A 24,145-nucleotide genomic window follows, 5' to 3' on the forward strand; every position below is an offset into this window, starting at 1 on the left:
AAAAATCAAACTATTAGCCGGAAAATGTACTGCTATGATTTGCCGCCACGTTTTTGTCTCATTATAAAGATTTGATTTTCATAGGATTGTAAAAAATGGGTGTTACAACTTTCTGACTTTTATTTCAGAAAAAATCGTCGATTTGAGACATCGAAACCATGAGGTTTGCGTCCTGTTCCGAGAAGTTTTCTGCCTGCTTTTTCAATCTTGCTTGGGCCATTTTGCTTTCTAACGTCGGCGCACTGATGATAGAATATACAGGCTTAAAAGACTGGAAGCCAATAGTGTCATGGGAAAGGCAAACGCCCACCACGTGCTTGTGTCGTAGCGGAATGACGCCATGAGCCGGCCCCAGCTGGCCACCTCGGGTGGCAAGCCGACGCCCAAAAACGACAAGGTACTTTCCAATCCTAGCAACCGGGCAATACTCAAGGGAAATGCGGCCCGCAACGGGCTGATTGCGTGTGGTATGGCGTGCTTCAGCCAAATTCGCCAAGTGGAAATGCCGGCAGCCTGTGCGGCTTCGGTAAACGGCAGCGCCCGTGTGCGCAGCATCTGGGCCCTGACCAACCGAGCGGGCGTCGGCCAAGCCGTGAGCGCAAGAAGCGCCAGCAGGCCCGATGCCGAGACGCCGCCTGCGCCGGCCGCAATGGCCAGTACCAGTACCAGGTGTGGAATCGTATCGAGAGCCGTGGCCACCCCCATCACTGCCGCATCGAGGGGGACGGAGGCATTGTAGGTAGAGCCATGGCGCGGGCGTAGGAACAGGCGCGCCAAGCCACCTGCGGCCACCAGCAGCCCCAACTCAGGAACGGGCAGGTGCAGCACCCACCACGCCGCGCCGGTGGCCAGCAGCCAATAGGCGGCATCTGCCCGCACCCGGTTCCCCCAAAAGCCAGCTGCGCCGCCTAGCACGCCACCCACCACGGCCGCAATCATGGCGGCGGGGAACGTAATGAATACAGCGGTATGGCTCCCGTAAACCAGCAAGCTGAGCACGTCGAGCCCCTGTGGGTCAGTGCCCAGCCAGTGTTGCCCGGACGTGAGCGGGGCCTGCGCTACGTGTGCAAGGTCGGGCACATTGGGCTGATAGGGCAGCGGCAGCAGGGGCGCAGCCACGGCCACCAGCGCCAGCAGGCTCAGCCATGCAGCAGCTGCTTTCTGCATTCGCGAAAGGGAAAGCGAACTCAGGACTGCCACCGGATGCGAGGGTCAATCCAAAAATTTAATACATCGGTGGCCAGCAACGCTAGCATGCGGGCCGCGCCCACCAGCAGCACGCCGCCCACCAGCACGGGCGCGTCGCGCGCGGCAGCGGCCCCGGCCAGCAGGCGGCCCATGCCTGGCAGCGCAAATACTACCTCAACCACTACTGCTCCAGCCACCAGCGCAGGCAGCAGCTCGGCCAGTTGTGCCAGCGAGGGCAACAAAGCATTGCGCAGGGCGTGGCGGCGGATAACGACCGGCTCGGCCAGCCCCTTGGCACGGGCCGTCACGACGTAGTGGGAGCCCAACTCCTGCAGGAGGCTGGCGTGTAGCTGCAGGGTGAGCTCGGGAAGGGCGCTGAGAACGAGGGCAGTAGTAGGCAATACCAAGTGCCATAGGTAGGCGGCCAAGTATCCCCAGGTACCGGGCGGCTGGTCGGTGGTTTGCCCCAGGCCATACCCCGGAAACCAGTCCAGCGCCTCGGGGTTGGCAAATGCTAGGAGCAGCACCAGCCCCACTCCAAATAGCGGCAGTGCCTGCAGCCCCACCAGTGCGGCCCGCACCGGGCGGTGCCACCACGGCCTGCCCGCTAAGCCCAGGGCAAGCAACAGGGCGCAGCCTACGGAGAGAGCCACCGCTAAGCCGGTGAGGGGCAGCGTAAACGCCAGTGCATCGGCCAGTTCCGCGCTTGCCGCGCGCCCCGTTCGGAAGGACTGACCAAGGTCGCCGTGCAGGAGATGTGCGGTCCAGCGGTGGTATTGGTTGTGTAGGCCGTTCCAACGCCACGAGCCGCGGGGCCCGGCGGGAGGGCTCACGTAAAAGAGCGGTTCATTGAGGCCTAGTCGCTGGTCGATAGCCTGCTCGGTGGCGGACTGAGCCGTGGCAGAAAGGGGGGCACCGCTGCCGCGTTGCTCTGACGCATCGGGTGAGGTTAGTTGCACGGCGCCTAAATCGCGGTGAATGAGCAGGAATACCACCGACACCAGCGCCCACGCCGCCAATCCTGTGCGGAACAAATGCCTGGCTATGCGCAGGACCATGATTAGGGCGTGGGTTGAGCACCCCGCTCAATGGTGGCCGCCGCAAAGCCCGGCCTGAGGCTGCCTACGTGCAAGCCGGTTAGCGCACGGTTGGCCGCAACGCGGTTGGGCAGGTAAAACAAGGGTACAATGGGGGCCTCCGTCTGCAAAAGGGCTTGGAACCGCCGCAGCAGCACCGAGCGCTGGGCAGGAGTATCGGCTCCGGCGATGGCCGCAATAAGGCGGTCGCTGGCTGGTGTACCAAACTTCGTGACGTTGGTGGCGCTTGCCGAGTGCAGCATCGGCATAAAGTTGAACATGAACGGATTGCCCCGAAGCATGCGTAGATATACGTCGAAGTCGCCGCTACGCATAGCCGTGGCAAACGTGCCCGGTTCGGTGGGCCGTAGCGTGACCGGCACGCCAATGCTGCCCGCTGCTGCCTGAAACTGCAGCGCCACCGTACCAAACAGCACTTCCTCGGCGCGGTAGCGCACCAACAGGCGCAGTTGCTGGGCGGCGCCCCGGCCCGAGCTACGGAACCATCCTTCGTGGGGAGCAGCCCGGTGCTGCCACCCGGCGCGGCGCAACAGCGCCACCGCCGAGTCGGGGGCGAAGGGCACGGGGGACAGGCTGTCGTTGTAATTGGCGCGGTCGGCGGGGCTGATGATGCCCACCGTGCGCTGGCCTTCGCCCAACTGCGTGGCGCGCAGCAGGCCCGCCGCGTCGAAACAGCGGCTGAGGGCCCGACGGGTCAGGGCATCGGCCAAGACCGGATGCCGGGTATTGAAGCCGGCCGTGGCCACGTCGTACGACGGGCTCGTGTAAAAGCGCAGCGCCGACCGGGCAGCCGGCGCGGCACGCAACCGCGCAAACTCGCGGGCCGGCATCTGCGGAAACACGTCTACGTCGCCTCGTTCCAGGGCCAAGGCGGCCGTGGCCACGTCCGGAATGATGACGTATTCGAGTTGTTGGGACTTGGCCTGCAACACCAGCGGCGCTGGCTGCAGGCGGCTGCCCCACCAGTGCGGCTTGCGCCGAAACGACAGAAACCGGTCCTTTTCCCATTTCAGCAGTTCGTAGGGGCCGCAGCCGGGTAGGCGGTTCGACGAGCGGCTTGCCACCGCCGCGAGGTACTGTTGGGCTACCGCCCGGGCGCTGGAGTCGACGGGAGGAGGCAGGGGCTGGCGCTGCAGGTCGGCCAGGGACCACCGACGCAGTAGGCCGCGGGGGTCGAGGCTGCGTTCAGGCAGAATAAAAAAGTCGCCCGATGCCTGCGCGTATTCCAGGCTCTGGCCTCGGCACAGCAGCGTGAAGCGGCGAGGGTCCTGGGGATGAGGCAGCACGGCCCGAATGAAGCCGTACTGGTTGCGGGCGGCTTCGTTGGGCAGGCTCGGGCAAAGCATCAGCTTAAGGGTAAAATCGACGTCGCTGGCCATCACGGCCCGGCCGTTGTCCCAAGTAGCGGTGGGCCTGATGCGGTACTGCAGCCGGGTGAGCGAGTCGCCCACCAACTGGACGGTGGGCAGTTGTTCGGCCAGTGCCGGGGCTAGCTGCTGAGTAGCAATGTCGCCCTGCAGCAGGCTGACGTGAAGCAGGTTGTTGGCGTCGTAAGCGGCCAGATTGGACGCAAAAAGCGGGTCGAGCGTTTCCGGGTCGCGGGCCCAGCGGATGCGCACGGTGTCGCGTTGGGCGTGCGGGCTGCCGCAACTGCACAGCAGCAGGGCTATTGCAACACGCAGCAAAAAGTTAGCTGGGAGAGAATGCTTCACGCGATACACCTAGCCTGAAAGTCGCCCCGCGGCGGTGAACAGGCAATATAGGTACGAAACGCGACCTGCGGTGGAATTAGGCTACGTCGTTGCCCCAGCCGCCGGTGCCGCCGTCGATGTCGTTGCCCCACCCGCCGGTGCCGCCGTCGGCGCTATCGATATCATTGCCCCAGCCGCCGGTGCCGCCGTCGATGTCGTTGCCCCACCCACCGGTGCCGCCGTCAAGGCTGGTGCTAATGATGTCGTTGCCCCAGCCACCCGTGCCACCGAACGCAACGATGTCGTTGCCCCAGCCGCCGGTACCGCCATCGATGTCATTGCCCCAGCCGCCAGTTCCACCGTCGATGTCGTTGCCCCAGCCGCCGGTGCCGCCATCGATGTCGTTGCCCCACCCGCCGGTGCCGCCGTCAAGGCTGGTGCCAGTACCGCCGGAGGTAGTCGAAGTGCTTGTTACAGGCACCTGCAGGGCGAGCGCTTTTTGGGGCGCGCTGGTGGCGAAGCTGGCAAACTGGAACAGGGCGATGGCGAAGAGGTTCAACATGTCTATTTGATTTATAAAGAGTGTGTCAGGCGATTGATTGACACAAAGTTGGGGGGAGCGGCCACCCTACAAAAGGACAATGTTGTTCTAAATCAGACTTGTGTATAGCTAATATTTAAAATAATTTTTGAAAGAAGTGTAACTTGACATATGCTTTCTTGAATTGCAATAAAAGTTTTTAAAGCAACAGTTTTAGAAAAAATATGCTATTTGCGACGTCAAGCCCTGAAAATGACCGTAACAAATCACGATACAAAGGTGGAGGGGTTTATTCCAGTAAAAAAGGAAAGAAGGGCTCTGTTTGCGACATCGGGTTTACAGAGGTGTTTTTTTCATAAAGGCCGAATTTGAACTCATAGAGCGCTTTTGCAATGAATGAAATTTCAAATTTGGCGCGAATTGTGACATCGCGCAGCTTGACGTCTTTGCCGGTTTTGGACCTGGCGAGCACCCGGCCGAACAAGGAAAATCAATTTGTGGCCACCCTGACCGCTACGCCGGGGGCCACGCAGCTGCAGGTGGTGAAAGCGCTGTATGGCAAGCCCACCGCCGCTAACGTGCGCGCCCTGCAACGCCTGCAGTCGCGCGTGAAAAACAAGCTGCTCAACCAACTCTATTTTCTGGACCATTCGGACCCGCGCCACTTGGTGTCGCGCCGCTACCAGATGGAGTGCCTCGACTTATTGCACAAGATAAACATTCTGTTTGCAGAAGGCGAGTATGTGCTCACCGAGCGCCTTCTCTACCGTTGCAAGCGCCTGGCCGAGGCCGGTAGCTTCACCAACTACAGCGTGGAGTGCGCCCGGCTTATGTGCACGGTGTACTCGCAGCAGCGCCAAGCCCTGCGCTACCAAAAAGCCACCCGCCAGCTCCTGAAGCTGCAGCAAACCCTGGCCTGGGAAGACGAGGCCGAGCGCATTTATTCTGACACGCAGATGGCCTTGGCTCACACCGTGCGCAGCCGCCGGGCCGTGCTGCCCCTGCTGCCCACCTACATTGCCCAGCTGGAAGCCCTGCACCGCAAGGCTCGCACCTTCAGCACCTACAACCACCTTTATCGGTTGCGCCTGGCCTACGAGGAGCTGCAGGGCAATTTCAAGGAGATGATTAAGGTGACGGCCGAAGCCTCGCGGCGCTTTCGGGAGGGCAAGCTCAATGCCCGGCGCTTTGACCTGCGCTTCAACCATTTTGTGAGCATCTACGCTTACCTGCGCAGCCGGCAGCCGGTGCAGGGCCTGCGCCTGGCCGAGCAGTACAGCCGCGACTTCCACCCGTCGTCGAGCAACTGGTTTTATTTTCAGGAACACCACGTGCTGCTTGCCCTGCACGCTGAGCAGTACGAGCGCGCCCAGCAACTGCTGACCACCATCACCAAAAACCCCGCCTACCTCATCCAGCGCGAGGCCGCTCTCGAACGCTGGGACTTATACAAGGCCTATATCGACTTTGTGCTGCCGCCCCAGCGCGCCACCGCCCGGCAGCGCCAGATGGCGCAGTGGGTGCTGCAGCTGCCTGAGTACAGCCGCGACAAGCGCGGCCACAACGTGGCCATTCTGGTGCTGCAGCTGCTGCACTTCCTGCGCGAGCGCAGCTTGGAGGAGGTGCTGCTGCGCCTCGAGCGCCTACGCAAGTACCAGCAGCGCCACCTCTACGAGGCCAGCACGCTGCGCAGCCGCTTGTTTTTGCGCCTGTTGCAGGTGATTGTGGAAAAGAACTTCGACGCGGCCGCCGCCGCTGAGCGCGGCAAAAACATGCTGCTGCAGCTGCAGGATACGCCTCCGCCCGGTGAGGCCTTTGCCGAGGTCGAAATCATTCCCTACGAACAGCTGTGGAAGCTGGTGCTGGGGCTGCTGCGCGAAGGCCGCCCCATGGCCACAGAAGCTGCCGCCTAGGCCCTGGAAAAACGGCGCAAGCCCCCGCCGCACAAGTAGTTGCGCGGCGGGGGCTTGCCATTAAGAGAGACTGTGGCCTTTAGGCAGTAGATACTAGGCGCTACGGCTCCACCACAATTTCGCGCGAGACGCAATGGCTGGCGATGCAGGCCGCCGAGCCGTAGCCGCGCATGCTGAAACGAACCTGGTAGGTGCCCGGCCGCCGGAAAACGTGTTGGGCCGTGCGGCCCTGCTGCACGGTGCCGTCGCGAAAATCCCACACGTACTGCACGTTGTTGCAGCTGAGCAATTGGGCTTCGGGCGAAGCAAAGCTGACGGGCTGGCCCACGCGCACGCGGGTGGTGGAAGCGGTGAAGTCGACGACGTCCTGCTGAACGAGGTTGATGGGAATGTATTTCTGCCCGCGGCGTATTTCGCCGGTTTTGTCCACGATGACGTCGAGCTGCACCACGTAGTTTTTGCGCTCCTTGTAGCAGTGCGTCACGGTGGGGCCGGTGAGGGTGGTACCGTCGCCCATCTGCCACTGGTAAGTGAAGGGGCCGGCGGCCTCGTCGACGGAAGGACGGCCGTCGAGGTCGACGCAGAGCATGCGCGGCAGCGGCGGTCCGCAGTTCACGCTGGTGGTGTCGCCGGCCTGCTGGGCGCGGGCGACCAGGGCGGCCAGGCTCAGCAAGAAGGCCAGGGCGGCTGCGCGGCCGCGGGAAGCTGCTGGGAAAAAGCGCATAGATAGAGCGATAAACGAAATTAAAATTTGTTGAGGCGCTGCATCACGTCGCGCAGGTAGGTTTGGCCCACCGGAATGTGCTTGGATTCCACCACCAGCGAGTTGTCTTCGAGGGCCTGGATGTGGTCGAGGTTGACGATGAACGAGCGGTGCACTCGCACAAAGCGGGTGGCCGGAAATTTCTCTTCCACGGCCTTCATGGTGCTGTACACGATGAGTTTGCTGCGGTCGGTGATGACGTGCACATAGTCGCCCAGGGCCTCCACGTAGCGCACGTCGTCGAAAGTGACGCGCACCAGTTTGTTGTCCACCTTTACGAAGGTGAAGGCGGCGTTGGGCGCCGACGCTTGGATGGCATCGGGGTCGTCGGCGGTCTGCCGCTCGGCCATTTCCAGGGCTTTTTGCGCGGCCTGCAGGAAGCGGGCGTAACTCACGGGCTTCACCAGGTAGTCCACCACGGCCTGCTCAAAGGCCTGCACCGCGTAGTCTTTGCTGCTGGTGATGAGCACCACCAGCGGCGGGTGCTGCAGGGTTCGCAGCAGCTCGATGCCCGACATGAGCGGCATTTCTACGTCCAGGAACAGCAAGTCTACCGGCTGGGTGCGCAGCGCTTCGGCGGCTTCCACGGGGTTGGTGTAGCTGCCGGCCGCGGTCAGGAAAGGGGTGTTGGCGATGCAGTTGAGCACCACTTGCACCGAAAGCGGGTCGTCGTCGACGACCAGGCAGCGAAGTACGGATGTAGACATAAAAGCAGTTACGAGGAACGTTAATTTGACGAATGTAAGACCGTCAACCGATTTACTAACTGAGGGTTCGCGCTTCCAGTTGCGGGTATAGCTCGCCCAATTGCTGGCGAATGGCTTCGACCAGCGGCGGGCAGTAGGGGCAGTCGGGGAGGCGGGCGGCGCGCTCCAACTCGTCGAGCTGGGCGTGCAGCACCGGCACGCCAAAGTACGCCACCTGGCCTTTTAGCTTGTGCGCGGTGCTGGCCAGGGCGGCGGGGTCGTGGGGGCAGGCGGCGGCCAGCAGCGCTTCCAGCGCCGGCGCTTCGGTCAAGAAGGTGCCCACAATCTGGCGCAGAAAGCCTTCATTGCCGCCGGCCAACTCTTCCAGCAAGTGCCAGTCGGGCTTGATTTTGAAAGCAGCAGGGGCGGCACTAGCGTCGTTGCCCTCGCGCCTGCCGGGCCGCTCGCCCGCCGGCCCAGCGCCGCGCCCTGTGAAATGGGCCAAGCGTGCATACAGCACGGCCGGCTCGAAGGGCTTGGCCAGGGTGTCGTTCATGCCGGCGGCCAGGGCCAGCACCCGGTCTTCGGGCAGTACCGAGGCCGTGAGGCCGATGATGGGCAGCTGCTGGGCGTCGGGGAAGAGGGCGCGCAGGCGGCGCGACGCTTCGTAGCCGTCCATTTCGGGCATTTGCACGTCCATCAGCACGGCGTCGAAGGGCTGGGCAGCGGCCGCGGCGGTTTCCACGGCCAGGCGGCCGTTTTCGGCGATGACGACCTGCACGTTCCAGGCTTCCAGGGTTTTGCGCGCCACCATCTGGTTCAGGGCGTTGTCTTCGGCCACCAGCACGCGCAGGGCGGGCTCGAAGGGCGCCAGCGGGCCGGCGTGGGCGTCGGGCTGGGCGGCGCTGGCGTCGGCCACTTCATAGGGCAGCTCAAAGAAAAACTCCGAGCCCTGGCCTTCCTCGCTGGTTACGCCGAGCTGGCCGCCGTGCAGCTGCACCAGGTTGCGGGCAATGCTCAGGCCCAGGCCCGTGCCGCCAAACTCGCGCGTGGTGGACGTATTGGCCTGCGAAAAATCTTCGAAAATGGCCCCCAGCTTGTCGGCTGGAATGCCAATGCCCGTGTCGCGCACCGCGAAGCGGATGAGCTGGTGGGCCGGTGGGGTGGTGGACTGGTCGGTTTGGGATACCGCTTCCACCGCCACCGTGACGCCGCCCTGCCGCGTAAACTTAATGGCATTGCCGACCAGGTTGACCAGAATCTGGTTCAGGCGCACCGGGTCGCCGAGCACGGCGGCGGGCACGTTATCGGCCACGTTAATGTGAAGCGCCAACCCCTTGCTCTCGGTGGCAAACTTGAACATGGCCCCCAGCCGGCGCACCGCTTCGGGCAGGCGGAAGGGCACTTGCTCCAGCGACAGCTTGCCCGCCTCCATCTTGGAGCTGTCGAGGATGTCGTTGATAATAACCAGCAGGTTTTGCGACGACGACTCGATGGCCGTGAGGTATTCGCCCTGCTCCTGCGTGGGCCGGGTGGCCTGCAGCAGGTTGGTGAGGCCGATGACGGCGTTCATGGGCGTACGGATTTCGTGGCTCATGTTGGCCAGAAACTGCGCCTTGGCCCGCCGCGAGGCTTCGGCCGCGTCGCGGGCCACCACCAGGTCGGCGTTGATGTGCTCGATGTGGGCTTTTTGCTGGCGCAGCTCGGCGGTGCGCTCGCGCACGGTGCGTTCCAGCACCAGCTGGGTGCGGCGCAGGCGTCCCTCCCGGGCCCGCACCACCCCGAACACCAGGCCGCCCAAGCCCAGCGCGGCAAACGTGGCGAACCACCACGTGCGCCAAAACGGCGTGGCAATGCCAAACGCCGCCGCCACCGCCGGGCTCCAGGGCCCGGCCGCGCCGCGCCGCACCCGCGCCTCAAACACGTACCGGCCGGCGTCGAGGCCTGGAAACTGGGCTTCGCCCGCCGCGCTGGGCCGGCTCCAGTCGTCCGACAGGCCGCGTAGGCGGTACTGGTAGGCAAGGGCTTCATTCGGACTCAGGCTGATGCCCTGGAAGGCGAAGCTGAGCCGGTGCCGGGTGGCCGAGAGCTGGCCTAGCGCGTCCACGGGCTGCGGGGCACCGTCTACTTCGGCCGCGGTGAAGGCCAGGCCGGGCGGCCGGGCTGTGGCGTAGCGCCGGGCCGCGGCCAGGTCGAGGCGCAGCAGGCCGGCGCGGGTTGGCAGCCAGGCCACGGCGGCATCAGGGCCCTGCGCGGCGAGGGCCCCGGTGCCCAGGCACTCCCGCACCAGCGGGTTGTCGGGCGCGGCCAGGGCGGCGAAGCGCAGCCGGCGCACGTCGAGCAGGGTGAGGCCCTGGCGGTGCACCAGCAGCAGTTCGGGCCGGGCCGGTGGAGCCGGCAGCGGGAGCAGGCCATACACGTAATCGGACGGCAGGGCGCCGCCCGCAAACTGCTCCCATTTGCCGGTGGGCGGGTGGTAAAACACGCCCTGCCCCTCGGTGCCCACCCAGAGGCCGCCGTCGGCGTCTTCGGCAAAGCAGCTGATGTCGAGCCCTGTGGCGGTGAGGCGGGCGTACTCGAAAGTGCGGGTGCGTGGCTGAAACACGGCCAGGCCGGTGCCGCGCGTGCCCACCCACACCCGGCCGGTGCGGTCGGCCAGCAGCGCGGTGATGGTGTTGTGCAGCAAGCCGTCGGCCGTGGTATAGTGGCGGATGGCCTGGCTCGAATCGGTCGGGACGAGGTAGATGCCATCGGCGGCGGTACCCACCCACAGGCCGCTGGTGGGGGCGTAGGCGAGGGCGGTGACGTTGTAGTCGGTATTCTTTGATAACCCAGGTACTGCCACGCCGCCCGAGCCAGGTCTGGGGACGATGTAAACCCCCGTTGACGTGCCCACCCAAAAGCCGCCGCCTAGCCGGGTCGGGCGCGGCAGTAGGGCTTTCACGGGTTCGCCGGGCAGGGGCGGCACGCGCCCATTGCCGGCATAAAGCAGCGGCGCCGAGCCTGCGAGCGGGAGCTGAAAGAAACGGTTGCCGCCGAAAGCAGCCCAAGCTTCGAGGTTGCTGTTAGCTGAAATAGTGGCCAGGGCCGGCGTTTGGCCCAGCGGGCCGGCGTGCCGCGGCAGCAGCCGCAAATGCCGGTCCGAATGCCGCCACAGGCCCTGCCCGGCAGTGCCCAGCCAGGCGTTGCCCTCCCGGTCTTCGAGTAGGGAAACAACCTCGGTGCCGGCGGGCAGGCGCAGGTGGTAGCGGCGCATATACCGCCCAATGGCAGCCGTGTCGATGGCAGGCGGGCCGTCGGCGCTCAGCTTGAGGCCGGCGGGCACGGTGGCGCGGTTGGCGTGGGTGAAGGAGCCAGTGGGCGTTTTCTTAACCGAAATGCCGCCCTGATAATGGCCTACCCACAGCCGGCCGGTGGCGGGCTCTTCGCGCAGCGACACCACAAAATCCTCAGCCAGCCCGTCTTTTTTGGTGAAGGTGACGAAGCGCGTGCCGTCGTAGCGCACTAATCCGTCGCCGGTGCCGAGCCAGAGGTAGCCCTGCCGGTCCTGCAGCAAGGCGTAGATGAACGGGGCCCGCAGCCCTTCGGCCGGCCCAAACTGGCGCACATAGGCCTGTTGCGCCTGCGCCGGCCGCACCAGCAGCAACAACAAGCCCAGCAGCGCGAGCAACAGCAGGCCCAGCCGCCGCACGTACAACAAGTGAAGGAGAGGTTTCAAGCAGAGGCAGCCGAATGGACCGGCGGGCTGGGGCCGGGTCGTTTCGGTGCACAAGGTAGAGGCCGGTGCCGGGCTGTGGTTTGGCATTCCGATTATCAATGGCCGTTTCGCGGCCAACGGCGGAATTTTCCCGGCCGCACCGGGCCTACTTGGCCGTCACCTTAAACTCGGTGCGGCGGTTGAGCTGGCGGCCGGCCTTGGTGGTGTTGGGGGCCACGGGTTGGGTTTCGCCGTAGCCGGCGGCCGTGAGGCGGGCGGCGGCAATGCCGTGCTGCGTGAGGTAGAGCACCACGGCCTGGGCGCGGCGCTGGCTCAGGTCCTGGTTTTTGGCGGCCTCGCCCACGTCGTCGGTGTGGCCGGCCATTTCCAGCTTTAGGGCCGGGGTTTCGGTGAGGAGCTTTTGCAGGCGTTCCAGCTCGGCGGTGCTTTCGGGGCGCAGGCTGGCCTTGCCCGTGTCGAAGAAAATGTTGCGCAGCACGATGGTGGTGCCCACTTCCAGCTTTTTCAGCGGAATGTCCTTCACCACTTCGGCGTAGGCCGCGCCGGTGGGCAGGTCGAAGTTTTCGGAGTGGAAGAGGTAGCCGTCCTGCCGCACCACGATGCCGTAGTTGGTGCCGGAGGGCAGGCTCACGAGGTACTTGCCCGAGGTGGCGTTGCTGCGGAAGGTGGCAATGGTCTGGCCGCTGGTGTTGTCGATGAGGTCGATGGCGGCGTCGAGCGGCTGCTTGGTGGCGTCGTCGGTCACAGTGCCTTTGAGGATGGTGACCTGGGCGGTGGCCACGGCCACGGCGGGCGCTAGCACGGTCTGCTTCACGGGGCTGAGGCGCGAGGCTAGCAATTGGTCTTCCTCGCTCAGCACGGGCAGTTTCTCAGGCCCCAGAAAGGTGATGCGGTAGATGTCTTTGGCGCCCAGGCCGCCGGGCCGGTCGCTGCTGTAATAGCCGTGCCGCCCCGACGCCGAGGTCACAAAAAATACGTCGTCGTCGGGCGTGTTGATGGGCCAGCCCAGATTCTCCGGCTCGCCCCACTTCCCGTTCTCAAACACCGATTTGAAGATGTCGTAGCCACCCATCGAGTTGTGGCCTTCGGAGGAAAAGTACAGCGTCTTGCCATCGGGCGCCATAAAAACGCCCTCTTCGCCGTAGGCCGTGTTGATGGCCGAGCCCAGATTGACCGGCTGGGTGCGGCCTTCCATGTCCACTTTATAAATGTCGGAGCCGCCGAGGCTGCCTTCCTGCCGGTCGCTCACGAAATATAGCCAGCGCCCATCGGGCGAGTAGCTGGCCGACGACTCATGGTACTTGGTGTTGATGCGCGAGCCCAGCTGCTTGGGCTTGGTCCAGGCGCTGCCCGCGAGGTTGGCTTCGAGCAGGTCGCCGCCGTTGGTGCCCACGTACACGAGCATGCGCTGGCCGTCGGGCGCCAGGCCCACGGTGGCGTTGTGGTCGTCGGTGTTCACGGGCGTGCCCAGGTTGGTGGCGCGGCTCCACTTTTTGCCCTGCCAGGAGGCTTGGTAGATGTCTTCAAAAAAGCCGTTGCCTTCCGGGTCTTTCTTGCCGCCCGTCGAGCCCGCCCGGCGCGAGGTGATGAGGATGGTCGACTCGTCGGCCGATACCACCGGGCCGTAGTCCGAGTCGGCCGAATTCAGCTCCGGCCCTGCGTTGTCGATGAACACGCGCACCGGGCGGGCCGCCAGCTGCTGGCCCGTGCGGCACTGCTGCATGTAGCGCTGCAAGTCGTTGGCCGTAAGGGTTTCGGCGCTGCCGTTGCGGGTGTTGCCGCCCACGGGCTGGGCCTGCTGGTACTCGGCCAGGGCTTCGCGCCACTTGCCGCTCAGGTGCAGGGCGCGGGCCAGCAGGAAGTGGGTGCGGGCGTCGGCGGTGGCGTCGAGCTTGGCCGCTTTTTGCAGGTAGGGCAGGGCGGCGGTTTTGGTGGGCGAGTGCAGGTAGCAGTCGCCGATTTTCACGTTCAGGGCCGCATTGTTGGGGTTGAACTGCTGCGCGGTCAGAAAGTGCGGCAGGGCCTGGGCGTAGCGCGCCGGGTCGGCGTTGTACTCGGTGTCGCCGTCCTTCAGCTCGCGGTTGGCTTCGCGCAGGCCTTCTTTGTTGTCGCCAAAGTTGTCTTTGGTGAAGGCAATGCTTTGCGCGGCCGCGGGTAGGGCGGCGCTGGCGAGGAGCAGGAAAAACAGGCGTAATAACATCGTGGATAGATAGTTTAGGGAATGTTCTGTCGGGCGCCGCGCCCCCTGCCCCCCTCTCCCAAAGCAGAGGGGGCACCGGTTAGGCTCCTCTCGGAATCGTTAGGCTCCCCTCTGCTTTGGGCTTCGCGCTTCAATGCGAATCGGGGCCGGGGGAGGCGCCACGGCCGCGCCGTATGGATTATACCAATTACTCCGTAGCCTCGCCCGCGCAGCCAGCGGCAGCGGCGTAGTCGTTGCCCACTTTCAGGCCCAGCTCGGCGGCTTTGCGCCAGTCCTGGCAGGCTTCGTCGGCTTGGCGGAGCATTTCGCGGGCGTGGCCGCGGTTGAGGTAGGCTTCGGCGTAGTCGGCTTTTAGCTTGATGGCTTCGCTGGCATCGGCAGCGGCTTCGGCGTATTTCTCCAGCTTGAGCTGGGCGGCGGCGCGGTTGTTCCAGGCGTAGGCGTATTTGGCGTCGAGCTTGATGGCCTGCGTGAAGTCGGCAATGGCGCCGGCGTAGTCCTTGTTCTCGAAGCGGGCGTTGCCGCGGTTGTTAAAAGCCAGGGCGTTGTCAGATTTTTTGGCCAGGTAGGCGTCGTAGTCTTTCAGGGCCTGGGGCAGCTGGCCGGTGCGGCGCTCGGTGGTGGCGCGGTTGAGCAAGGCCGGCAGCAGGTCGGGCTGCAGGGCCAGGGCCTGGGTGTAGTCCTGGGTGGCGGCGGCGAAGTTGCCCAGCTTCTGCTGGGTGCTGGCGCGGTCGTGGTAGGCGTAGGCCAGCTTGGGGTCGGCCTTGAGGGCGCCGTCGAAGTCGTCGCGGGCGGCTTGGTAGTCGCCTTTCTCGAAGCGCAGCACGCCGCGGTTGTACCAGGCCGGGGCGTAGTCGGGTTTGGCCCTCACGGATTCGCTGTAGTCCTGTTCGGCTTCCGGGAGGTGGTTCTGGGCTTCCTGGGCGCGGGCGCGGCCAAAGTAGCCGGCGTAGTTGCCGGGCTCCAGCTTCAGGGCCTGGTCGTAGTCGGCTTGGGCCTGGGAGTACTCTTTGAGCTCGAAGCGGGTGGCGGCGCGGTTGGTGTACGCGGCCGCGAAATCAGGCTTGGCCGCGATGGCTTGATCGAAGCTGCGCAGCGCCGCCGGGTAGCTCTGAGCCTGGAAGCTGGCCAGGCCGCTGTTATACGCTTTCTCCGCCAGCTGGGGGCCCGGCAGGGTGCTGGCCCGCACCGTATCGACCTGCGCGCGGGCGGCAAAAGGCGCCGTGAGCAACACGATAAAAAGTAGAGGTTTTTGTATCATAGCCAGATGATAAGCTAAAGCAGAAGCGTATGAAGCGAAGATATAGGATTTTTGCTTTTGGCCAATAGCGCGGCCAATAAAAAGAACGTCATGCCGAGCGCAGCGCAGCACCTCGCCCGCAGTTACTGCTTAGTGGTGACAGGCGAGGTGCTGCGCTGCGCTCGGCATGACGTACTGAAGGGCGCCTCTTACCTTTTCTCTGTTTTCTGCTTCTCCGCTTTCACCTTCCCGAAAATGCTCTTCGGGAGTAGCATGTGGGCCCCGCGGGTGCCATCCACCACCTGCGTCGTGTTCAGGTCGCCGGCCACGCTGCACAGCATGTAGGCGTCGTCGCGCGTCAGGTGCTTTTCGGCCACCAGGAAGGCTATCATTTCGCGCACGGCATCCTTGGCGGCCAGGGTCAAATCTTCGTTCAACCCCATGCTGATGTAGTGCGTGGGCGTTTCGGCGCGCGGCAGGGTCAGGTGCAGGTCCTTGCGCACAATGAACTGCAGCATGCCGGTGAGCGAGGTTTCCAACGCCGTAATGTCCACCTCGCCGTTGCCCTGCCCGGCGTGGCCGTCGCCCACAAAAAACAGTGCGCCCGCCGCGTGCACCGGCAAATACAGCGTGGTGCCGACCACCAACTCCTTGTTGTCGAGGTTGCCGCCGTGAATGCTGGGCGGCGCGCTGTTCACCCGGCCCGAAGCGGCCGGCGGCGCCACGCCCATGCTCCCGAAAAACGGCCGCAGCGGCACGTCGATGCCCGGCAGGAAGTGCGCCACCATCTTCTTCTCATCGAGCGGAATGATGCGCATTTTGGCGTAGCCAAAATCCTCCGGAATAAAGCCGCTCTTAGCCCCAAAGGCATTGTAGGCGTAAGGAATGGCCAGCTTGACGGACTGAATGCGCACCTCCAGCACGTCGCCGGGCTCGGCGCCTTCCACGAAAATGGGGCCGGTGAGGATGTGCCCGCCGGGCCCTTTGTTGGTTACGTGCGCCACGATGTCGCGCAGGTTAGGCTCGACCTGCGCCGGGGGCAGGCCGGCGCCTTCCAGGCGGGTGGGGGTGGAGGTGATGAGCGTGTGCACTTCCACGGTTTCGCCGGATTTGATGCGCAGCACGGGCGGCGCGGCGGCATCGTAGTAGCCCCAGGCGGCAGTGGCGGGCGTGATGGGCAGCTGGTGCGTGGCTTTCTGGGCGTGCGCAGCTCCGGCCAAGCCCAAGCACAGCGCCAGCAGGCGGGCCCGGGGAGCGAATGATTCGTGGAATTTCATGGCAGCAAGTACGCACCTGCGCAGGGATGGACGCCGAAAAGGCGGCCACATAAAATTCATGTCAATTATAGGATTTCATCCCGTAGATTTGGCCCGTAAACTTTAGGGGTGCTTCGCTTCGGCGCGGCTGAGAAATACCCTTGGAACCTGATTCTGGATAATACCAGCGAAGGGAAAAGTAACGGTCCGCATCGCGGCTGCCTATGGGGCGGGCCGTGGCCGGCACCCACTATTGTTTATGGATTTGATTCACTGCCAACTCATTCAGTTGCCATGGTCTGCTACGTAAACAATTCGCCCCAGGAAACCCCCGACGCCCAGACGCTTACCCAACTTCTCGCCGACCTGGCCCTGGCCGGGCAGCGCGGCCTCGCCGTGGCCGTGAACGACGAAGTGGTGCCCCGCGCCGCCTGGGCCGCGCACGAGCTGCGCGAGCACGACCGGGTCACGATTATTCGCGCCACGCAGGGCGGGTAAGGCTTTACGCTTAGTTGTCAGTTGCTCGTTGTCAGTTGTTAGGTCTTTTGTTGACGCAACGACAGCAGGTTTTTTGACAGCTGATTTCTAACAACTGACAACAAACAACTGACAACTAACCCCGTCATGAAAAAGAAAGACCAGGCCCCGCAGCAGACGCTGGTGGAACGCCAGCCGCTCACCGGCTCCCGTAAAATCTACGTGCAAGGCAAGCTGCACCCTGAAATCCGGGTGGCCATGCGCGAAATCGCCCTGGCCGACACCGAGCGCAAGTTCGATTTTGGCTTCCCTTCGGAGCAGAACGCGCCCGTGACGGTGTACGACACCAGCGGCCCCTACACCGACCCCAACGTCGAAATCGACCTGAAAAAAGGCCTGCCCCGCCTGCGCCAACAGTGGATTCTCGACCGCGGCGACGTGGAGCAGCTCAGCGGCACCACTTCCGAATACGGCCAGCAGCGCGCCGCCGACTCCAGCCTCGACCACCTGCGCTTCGAGCACATTGCAGACCCGCTGCGGGCCAAGCCGGGCTACAATGTGAGCCAGATGCACTACGCCAAAAAGGGCATCATCACGCCCGAGATGGAGTACATCGCCATCCGCGAAAACCAGCGCTTCGACGAGCTGCCCGCCGACGACCCGCTGCGCACGCAGCACCGCGGCCACAGCTTCGGGGCCAACACGCCGGAAGGCCACATCACGGCCGAATTTGTGCGCCAGGAAGTGGCCGCCGGCCGGGCCGTCATCCCCAGCAACATCAACCACCCGGAGAGCGAACCGATGATTATCGGGCGCAACTTTCTGGTAAAAATCAACACCAACATCGGTAATTCGGCCGTCACGTCATCCATTGAAGAAGAGGTTGATAAGGCCGTGTGGAGCTGCCGCTGGGGTGGCGACACGCTGATGGACCTGAGCACCGGCAAAAACATCCACGAAACCCGCGAGTGGATTATCCGCAACTGCCCGGTGCCGGTGGGCACGGTGCCCATCTACCAAGCCCTGGAAAAGGTGAACGGCAAGGCCGAGGACCTGACCTGGGAGCTGTTTCGCGACACGCTCATCGAGCAGGCCGAGCAGGGCGTCGACTACTTCACCATCCACGCCGGCGTGCTGCTGCGCTACGTGCCGATGACCGCCAAGCGCGTGACCGGCATCGTATCGCGCGGCGGCTCGATTATGGCCAAATGGTGCCTGGCGCACCACAAGGAGAGCTTTTTGTACACGCACTTCGAGGAAATCTGCGAAATCATGAAGGCCTACGACGTGGCCTTTTCGTTAGGCGACGGCCTGCGCCCCGGCTCTATTGCCGATGCCAATGACGAAGCCCAGTTTGCCGAGCTGGAAACCCTGGGCGAACTCACCAAAATTGCCTGGAAGCACGACGTGCAGGTGATGATTGAGGGCCCCGGCCACGTGCCCATGCACCTCATCAAGGAAAACATGGATAAGCAGTTGAAGGAGTGCCACGAGGCGCCCTTCTACACGCTGGGGCCTCTGACCACGGATATTGCACCCGGCTACGACCATATCACCTCGGCCATCGGCGCGGCCATGATTGGCTGGTTTGGCACGGCCATGCTCTGCTACGTGACGCCCAAGGAGCACCTCGGCCTGCCCAACAAGCAGGACGTGAAGGACGGCGTCATCGCCTACAAAATCGCGGCCCACGCCGCCGATTTGGCCAAAGGGCACCCGGGAGCCCAGTACCGCGACAATGCCCTGAGCAAGGCCCGCTTCGAGTTCCGCTGGGAGGACCAGTTCAACCTCAGCCTCGACCCCGACACTGCCCGCGAATACCACGACGAAACCCTGCCCGCCGAGGGCGCCAAAGTGGCGCACTTCTGCTCGATGTGCGGCCCGCATTTCTGCTCGATGAAAATCACGCAGGAAGTGCGCGACTATGCCGCCAAGCAGGACCTGACCGCCAGCGAGGTGCTGGCCCAGGGCCTTGTGGATAAGTCGCGTGAATTTGTGGAAAAAGGCAGCGAGATTTATCTGTAGAGACGCAATATTTTGCGTCTCGTCGTTGAACGACCAGTGCCGTGCCGGCAGGTCCCGTTCCAGCGTCACTGTTCAACGACGAGACGCAAAATGTTGCGTCTCTACACCGTTCAATCCCATGCCCCAACCCCTCCGTCCCCACGCCCTCAGCATTGCCGGTTTCGACCCCAGCGCCGGCGCCGGCCTGCTGGCCGACGTGAAAACATTAGAGATGAACGGCGTGTACGGGCTGGGCGTGTGCTCAGCCCTCACGCTGCAAAACGACGTGTCGTTTGAGCGGGTGAACTGGGTGCCGGCCGCCGAAATCCGGGAGCAGATTCGCATTCTGTTTGCGCGTTTCAAAGTCGATTTTATCAAAATCGGTCTGGTGGAAAGCCTGCCGCAGCTGCTGGAGCTGGTGGGCTGGCTGAAAGTGCAAAACCCCAAGCTGCAAATCGTGTGGGACCCGGTGCTGAAGGCTTCGGCCGGCTACGAGTTTCACCGCAAAACCGACCGCAACCTGTTGCAAGCCCTGTGCGCCGAAATGGCCCTCGTGACGCCCAACAAGCCCGAAATGCTGCGCATGTGGCCCGGCGAAGCCGCCGCCGACATCGCAGCCCAGGCGGTAAGCTCCTTCTGCCCGGTACTGCTAAAAGGCGGACACGACGAAGGCGCCCAGGCCACCGACGTGCTATTTGATAGCGGCAAGTGGCACTCGTTCACGGCGCCGCGGCTGCCGCACGGTGAAAAGCACGGCAGCGGCTGCGTGCTCTCGGCGGCGGTGCTGGCCCACCTGGCCAAGGGCAAAAGCCTGGTAGAAGCCTGCCGCGCGGCCAAGGACTACACCACCGCCTTTTTGGCCAGCAACGACACGCTGCTGGGGTACCATTCGAAAAGCTAACCAACCATGAAAATCAACGCTTTGCACTACATCACCACCAGCCCCGAAGCAGCCGAGCTGGCCTGCCAGGGCGGCGTGCGTTGGGTGCAGCTTCGGGTGAAAAACCAGCCCCCCGCCATCTGGAAGCAGCTGGCGCTGGACACGCAGGCCGTGTGCCGCCGTCACGGTGCTACGCTGCTCATCAACGACAACCCGCGCCTGGCGCAGGAAATAGGGGCCGACGGCGTGCACGTGGGCGCCACCGACATGCCGCCCGCCGAGGCCCGCGAAATGCTGGGCCCACGCTTCATCATCGGCGGCACGGCCAACACCTTTGCCGACGTGCAGCGCCTGGCGGCCGCTGGCGTCGATTACGTGGGGCTGGGGCCGTTTCGCTTCACCAGCACCAAGGAGAAGCTGAGCCCGATTTTGGGTTTGGCCGGCTACGCCGAAATTATGCGGCAGTGCCGGGCCGCGGGCCTTGCGGTGCCAGTACTTGGCATCGGCGGCATTGCGCTGGGCGATGTGGCGGCATTGCTCGAAACGGGGCTGCACGGCGTGGCCGTGTCCGGGGCCATCGGCAGCGCAGCCGACCCCGAGGAATCGGCGCGTCTGTTTATCAGGGAGTTGTCGGCCGTAAATCCCATTTAATTATTATGTTAAATAAAAATCTAGTCATTGCCGACCGCACGTTTGGTTCTCGGCTGTTCACCGGGACGGGCAAATTTAGCTCGTCGGTGCTGATGGAAGAAGCGCTGTTGGCGTCGGGTTCGGAACTGGTGACGGTGGCGCTGAAAAGGGTGGACGTGGCCGATGCCGAGGACGACATCCTGCGCCACCTGTCGCACCCGCAGTTCAACCTGCTGCCCAATACCTCCGGCGTGCGCACGGCCCGGGAGGCGGTTTTTGCCGCTCAGCTGGCCCGCGAGGCGCTGGAAACCAACTGGCTCAAACTCGAAATTCACCCAGACCCCAAATACCTGCTGCCCGACCCCATTGAGACGCTAAAAGCTGCCGAGGAGCTGGTGAAGCTGGGCTTCGTGGTGTTGCCCTACATCCACGCCGACCCGGTGCTGTGCAAGCGCCTGGAAGAAGTGGGCGTGGCGGCCGTGATGCCGTTGGGCTCGCCCATCGGCTCGAATAAAGGCCTGCTGACGCGCGAATTCCTAGAAATCATCATCGGCCAGAGCAAGGTGCCGGTGGTGGTGGATGCCGGCATTGGGGCGCCCTCGCACGCGGCGGCGGCCCTGGAAATGGGCGCCGACGCGGTGCTGGTAAACACGGCCATTGCCGTGGCCGGCAACCCGGTGGCCATGGCCACGGCTTTCAAACTGGCCGTGGAAGCCGGACGCATGGCCTACGAGGCGCGGCTGGCCGCCCCCGTAGCGCACGCCGAAGCGGTGGCCAGCTCGCCGCTCACGGCGTTTTTGGATATGTGATTTTAGTTGTCAGTTGTTCGTCGTCAGTTGTTAGTATGTCGAAAGACATAACAGTTGGTGCCCAACAACTGGCAACGAGCAACTGACAACTACACCATGAGCTTCCGACCCTTTTTTGAGGCCCACCCCTGGGACGAGGTGAAAGCCCGAATTTACGCCAAAACGGCCGCCGACGTGGAGCGCGCCCTGGCCGCGCCGCACCGCACGCTGGAGGACTTCAAGGCGTTGATTTCGCCGGCTGCGGTGCCCTATCTGGAGCAGATGGCGCAGCTCAGCCACCAGCTCACGCGCAAGCGCTTCGGCAATACGGTGCAGCTGTACGTGCCCCTGTACCTGAGCAACGAGTGCCAGAACATCTGCACGTATTGCGGTTTCAGCCTCGATAACAAAATCCGGCGGCGCACCCTGAGCAGCGTGGAAATGCTGCAGGAAGCCGCCGTGCTAAAGGACTGGGGCTATGAGCACGTGCTGCTGGTGACCGGCGAAGCCAACCAGACCGTGGGCGTCGACTACCTCGAAAAAGCCTTGCGCACGCTACGGCCGCACTTCGCGCACCTTTCCATGGAAGTGCAGCCGCTCGACCAGGAAGACTACGAGCGCCTCATCCCCGAGGGCCTGAACACCGTGCTGGTGTACCAGGAAACCTATCACCGCGACGACTACAAAAAGCACCACCCCAAGGGCAAGAAGTCGAACTTCAACTACCGCCTCGATACGCCCGACCGGCTGGGCCGGGCCGGCATCCACAAAATGGGGCTGGGCGTGCTCATTGGGCTGGAAGACTGGCGGACGGACTGCTTCTTCACCGCCCTACACCTCGACTACCTGGAGCGCACGTACTGGCAAACCAAGTACAGCCTGTCGTTTCCGCGCCTGCGGCCGGCGGAGGGGCTATTGCAGCCCAAAGTGGAGATGAGCGACCGGGAGTTGGTGCAGCTCATCTGCGCCTACCGCCTGCTGAACGAGGAAGTGGAGCTGTCAATTTCGACCCGCGAAAGCCCGGTTTTCCGTGACAACGTGGTGAAGCTGGGCATTACGAGCATCAGCGCGGGCTCCAAGACCAACCCGGGCGGCTACGTGGTGGCGCCGGAGTCGCTGGAGCAATTTGAGATTTCGGACGAGCGCAGCCCGGCCGAAATTGCGGCCATGCTGCGCCGCCAGGGGTATGAGCCGGTTTGGAAAGACTGGGACGCCACGCTGGTGGGCTTAGCCCGCTAGAAAAACGTCATGCAGAGCGCCGCGAAGCATCTCGCGGGCAGGAGTAAATCAAAACCACGAAATTGTGAGTTAGTGCTAGCACGCGAGATGCTTCGCGGCGCTCTGCATGACGTTCAGCTATTCCATGAGTCCCACCAGTTCCCCGCTCTCCCCCGCCGAAAACAACCGCTACAGCCGCCACTTGCTGCTGCCCGAAATCGGCCTAGCCGGGCAGCAGCGCATGAAAGCCGCGCGGGTGCTGGTGGTGGGCTGCGGCGGCCTGGGCTGCCCGGTGCTGCAGTACCTGGCCGCGGCCGGCGTGGGCGCGCTGGGCCTGCTCGATTTTGACACCGTGGACGACAGCAATCTGCAGCGCCAGGTGCTCTACGCCACCGCCGACGTGGGCCGGCCCAAGGCCGTTGTCGCCGCCGAGAAGCTGGCGGCCCAAAACCCGTTCATCACGCTGCAAACCCATCAAACACTGCTGTCGAGCGACAACGTGCTGGACCTCTTTACGCCCTACGACTTGGTGGTGGACTGCTCCGACAATTTCGCCACGCGCTACCTCGTGAACGATGCCTGCGTCATGTTGGGCAAGCCGCTGGTGTTCGGGGCCATCTTCAAGTTTGAGGGGCAGGTGTCGGTGTTCAATTACCAGAATGGCCCCACCTACCGCTGCCTCTACCCCGAGCCGCCCGCGCCGGGCGACGCCCCCAACTGCGCCGAAATCGGGGTATTGGGCGTGCTGCCGGGGCTGGTGGGCACGCTGCAGGCCACCGAAGCGCTAAAAATCATCCTAGACCTGGGCGAGGTGCTGAGCGGCCGCCTGCTGCTGGTGGATGCCCTGGGCATGCGTTTCCAAAACATCAAGTTTCGCGCCGTGGTGGCCAACCAGCGGCTCACGGCGCTAGCACCTGACTACGCCGCCTTCTGCGGCGAAGCGCCCCTGGAAGCCGCCCCGCGGCGCGCGCCCGAACTCTCGGCCGATGACCTGAAAGCCTGGCAACAGAGTGGCCGGCCATTGCAATTGCTGGATGTGCGCGAGCCCCACGAGGCCGCCCGGCGCAGCATTGGCGGCCGGCTCATTCCGCTGGGGCAGCTGAGTGAGCAGTTGGCCGAAATAGCCGCCGACGTGCCCGTGGTGGTGCATTGTGCCAGTGGCGTGCGCAGCCAGAAAGCGGCGCAGCTGCTGCTGGCCCAGGGTTTTGGGGAAGTGTACTCGTTGCGCAACGGGCTAGCCGATTATTGATTGCAACGCCCGAAAAGCCGCCACCGGGTCGGGGCTTTGCCACACGGCGCCCAGCACGGCGGCGCCCTCAAACCCGGCCTGCTGCACGGCGCCCAGGCGGTGCGCTTCGATGCCGCCCAGCGCCAGCACCTGCGGCGCGTAGCCGGCCCGCTGCCGCAGCTTGCGCAGCGTGGCCGCCACGTCGGCCAGGTCAAAGGCCGCGGCGTACTGCTCTTTGCTGAGGCTGTCGAAAATCGGGCTCAGAAACACGTAGTCGTAGCGGCGCCGGTACTGCCGGATTTCGGCCAGCGTGTGGAAAGACGTGGACAGCGTCTGACCCGATGCCAGAGTTGGCCGGGCCTTCGCCGCGCGGCCGGCGGCGGTGAGGTGGGCACCGCCCAGGCCCAGCTCGGCCACCAGCGCGTGGTGCGAGTGCAGCACCAGCCGGGGGCGGTAGCGGACCGGAATATCGGCCACGTAGGCGGCTATTTCGCCCTGCTCCCAGCCAGGTTTGCGCACGTGGAAGCGGGCCAGGCCAGCGGCCAGCAGTTGGCTCACCAGCGCGGTTTCGTGGGGGACGGAATGCGGGGGCGAAATGACAAGGAGCCGCATGGAGAATTGAAGCGC

General features: G+C 64.0%; 20 protein-coding genes and 1 riboswitch. Of the genes, 8 read left to right on the plus strand and 12 right to left on the minus strand.

Features of this window, described 5'->3' with window-relative positions; all coding sequences use genetic code 11:
* Positions 1-228: 228 nt before the first annotated feature.
* The 5 genes from JAO73_RS08355 to JAO73_RS08375 all read right to left on the minus strand — a co-directional run bounded on the left by JAO73_RS08355 (position 229) and on the right by JAO73_RS08375 (position 5,001).
* Entirely contained in the window at positions 229-1,167 is a 939-nt protein-coding gene (locus JAO73_RS08355; protein WP_198976619.1) for an ABC transporter permease, read from the minus strand.
* A 20-nt stretch (positions 1,168-1,187) separates the two neighbouring features.
* A complete protein-coding gene (locus tag JAO73_RS08360) occupies positions 1,188-2,246 on the minus strand; it encodes an ABC transporter permease subunit (protein ID WP_198976620.1) in 1,059 nt (352 codons plus the stop codon).
* A gap of 2 nt (positions 2,247-2,248) precedes the next feature.
* A complete protein-coding gene (locus tag JAO73_RS08365) occupies positions 2,249-3,997 on the minus strand; it encodes an ABC transporter substrate-binding protein (protein WP_198976621.1) in 1,749 nt (582 codons plus the stop codon).
* Between the two features lie 76 nt (positions 3,998-4,073).
* On the minus strand, positions 4,074-4,538 hold the full coding sequence (locus JAO73_RS08370) for a hypothetical protein (RefSeq protein WP_198976622.1): 465 nt from the start codon (positions 4,536-4,538) through the stop codon (positions 4,074-4,076).
* Between the two features lie 268 nt (positions 4,539-4,806).
* Entirely contained in the window at positions 4,807-5,001 is a 195-nt protein-coding gene (locus JAO73_RS08375) for a hypothetical protein (protein ID WP_198976623.1), read from the minus strand.
* A 13-nt stretch (positions 5,002-5,014) separates the two neighbouring features.
* Between JAO73_RS08375 and JAO73_RS08380 the strand changes: the two genes are divergently transcribed.
* Positions 5,015-6,430: a hypothetical protein gene (locus JAO73_RS08380; protein ID WP_198976624.1), complete on the plus strand. Its 1,416-nt coding sequence runs from the start codon at positions 5,015-5,017 to the stop codon at positions 6,428-6,430.
* 100 nt (positions 6,431-6,530) lie between these two features.
* Here JAO73_RS08380 and JAO73_RS08385 read toward each other — a convergent pair whose 3' ends face one another.
* From JAO73_RS08385 to JAO73_RS08410, 6 genes are all read right to left on the minus strand, one after another.
* Complete coding sequence (locus tag JAO73_RS08385) at positions 6,531-7,154, minus strand: PKD domain-containing protein (RefSeq protein WP_198976625.1); 624 nt, start codon at positions 7,152-7,154, stop codon at positions 6,531-6,533.
* A 20-nt stretch (positions 7,155-7,174) separates the two neighbouring features.
* The gene (locus JAO73_RS08390; protein WP_198976626.1) at positions 7,175-7,900 is read right to left on the minus strand and encodes a LytR/AlgR family response regulator transcription factor; all 726 of its coding nucleotides are present in this window, start codon (positions 7,898-7,900) and stop codon (positions 7,175-7,177) included.
* 55 nt (positions 7,901-7,955) lie between these two features.
* Positions 7,956-11,597 (minus strand): hybrid sensor histidine kinase/response regulator, encoded by a 3,642-nt coding sequence (locus JAO73_RS08395; RefSeq protein WP_198976627.1) that lies wholly within the window; start codon positions 11,595-11,597, stop codon positions 7,956-7,958.
* Between the two features lie 145 nt (positions 11,598-11,742).
* On the minus strand, positions 11,743-13,797 hold the full coding sequence (locus JAO73_RS08400) for an OmpA family protein (RefSeq protein WP_198976628.1): 2,055 nt from the start codon (positions 13,795-13,797) through the stop codon (positions 11,743-11,745).
* 187 nt (positions 13,798-13,984) lie between these two features.
* Positions 13,985-15,058 carry a tetratricopeptide repeat protein gene (locus JAO73_RS08405; protein ID WP_198976629.1) on the minus strand — a complete coding sequence of 358 codons (1,074 nt, stop codon included), beginning with the start codon at positions 15,056-15,058 and terminating at the stop codon, positions 13,985-13,987.
* 188 nt (positions 15,059-15,246) lie between these two features.
* Positions 15,247-16,314, minus strand: coding sequence for an acetamidase/formamidase family protein (locus JAO73_RS08410; protein ID WP_198976630.1), 1,068 nt, complete (start codon positions 16,312-16,314; stop codon positions 15,247-15,249).
* Positions 16,315-16,408: 94 nt separating this feature from the next.
* Positions 16,409-16,506, plus strand: a riboswitch (TPP riboswitch).
* A gap of 81 nt (positions 16,507-16,587) precedes the next feature.
* Here JAO73_RS08410 and thiS point away from each other — a divergent pair.
* The 7 genes from thiS (at position 16,588) to moeB (ending at position 23,539) form a co-directional block, all read left to right on the plus strand.
* Positions 16,588-16,791, plus strand: a complete 204-nt coding sequence (gene thiS, locus JAO73_RS08415) for a sulfur carrier protein ThiS (RefSeq protein ID WP_198976631.1) — start codon at positions 16,588-16,590, stop codon at positions 16,789-16,791.
* Between the two features lie 126 nt (positions 16,792-16,917).
* A complete protein-coding gene (thiC, locus tag JAO73_RS08420) occupies positions 16,918-18,795 on the plus strand; it encodes a phosphomethylpyrimidine synthase ThiC (protein WP_198976632.1) in 1,878 nt (625 codons plus the stop codon).
* A gap of 118 nt (positions 18,796-18,913) precedes the next feature.
* On the plus strand, positions 18,914-19,675 hold the full coding sequence (gene thiD / locus JAO73_RS08425; protein WP_198976633.1) for a bifunctional hydroxymethylpyrimidine kinase/phosphomethylpyrimidine kinase: 762 nt from the start codon (positions 18,914-18,916) through the stop codon (positions 19,673-19,675).
* A gap of 6 nt (positions 19,676-19,681) precedes the next feature.
* Positions 19,682-20,305: a thiamine phosphate synthase gene (locus JAO73_RS08430; RefSeq protein WP_198976634.1), complete on the plus strand. Its 624-nt coding sequence runs from the start codon at positions 19,682-19,684 to the stop codon at positions 20,303-20,305.
* 5 nt (positions 20,306-20,310) lie between these two features.
* Positions 20,311-21,093 (plus strand): thiazole synthase, encoded by a 783-nt coding sequence (locus JAO73_RS08435; RefSeq protein WP_198976635.1) that lies wholly within the window; start codon positions 20,311-20,313, stop codon positions 21,091-21,093.
* A 96-nt stretch (positions 21,094-21,189) separates the two neighbouring features.
* Entirely contained in the window at positions 21,190-22,311 is a 1,122-nt protein-coding gene (gene thiH, locus JAO73_RS08440; RefSeq protein WP_198976636.1) for a 2-iminoacetate synthase ThiH, read from the plus strand.
* 124 nt (positions 22,312-22,435) lie between these two features.
* Positions 22,436-23,539: a molybdopterin-synthase adenylyltransferase MoeB gene (gene moeB, locus JAO73_RS08445; protein WP_198976637.1), complete on the plus strand. Its 1,104-nt coding sequence runs from the start codon at positions 22,436-22,438 to the stop codon at positions 23,537-23,539.
* On the opposite strand, the gene JAO73_RS08450 is transcribed toward moeB, so the two are convergent.
* A complete protein-coding gene (locus tag JAO73_RS08450; RefSeq protein ID WP_198976638.1) occupies positions 23,525-24,130 on the minus strand; it encodes a thiamine phosphate synthase in 606 nt (201 codons plus the stop codon). The genes moeB and JAO73_RS08450 overlap by 15 nt on opposite strands.
* Positions 24,131-24,145 lie beyond the last annotated feature (15 nt).

This window comes from Hymenobacter miniatus (assembly GCF_016427455.1).
GTDB classification, from domain to species: Bacteria; Bacteroidota; Bacteroidia; order Cytophagales; family Hymenobacteraceae; genus Hymenobacter; species Hymenobacter armeniacus.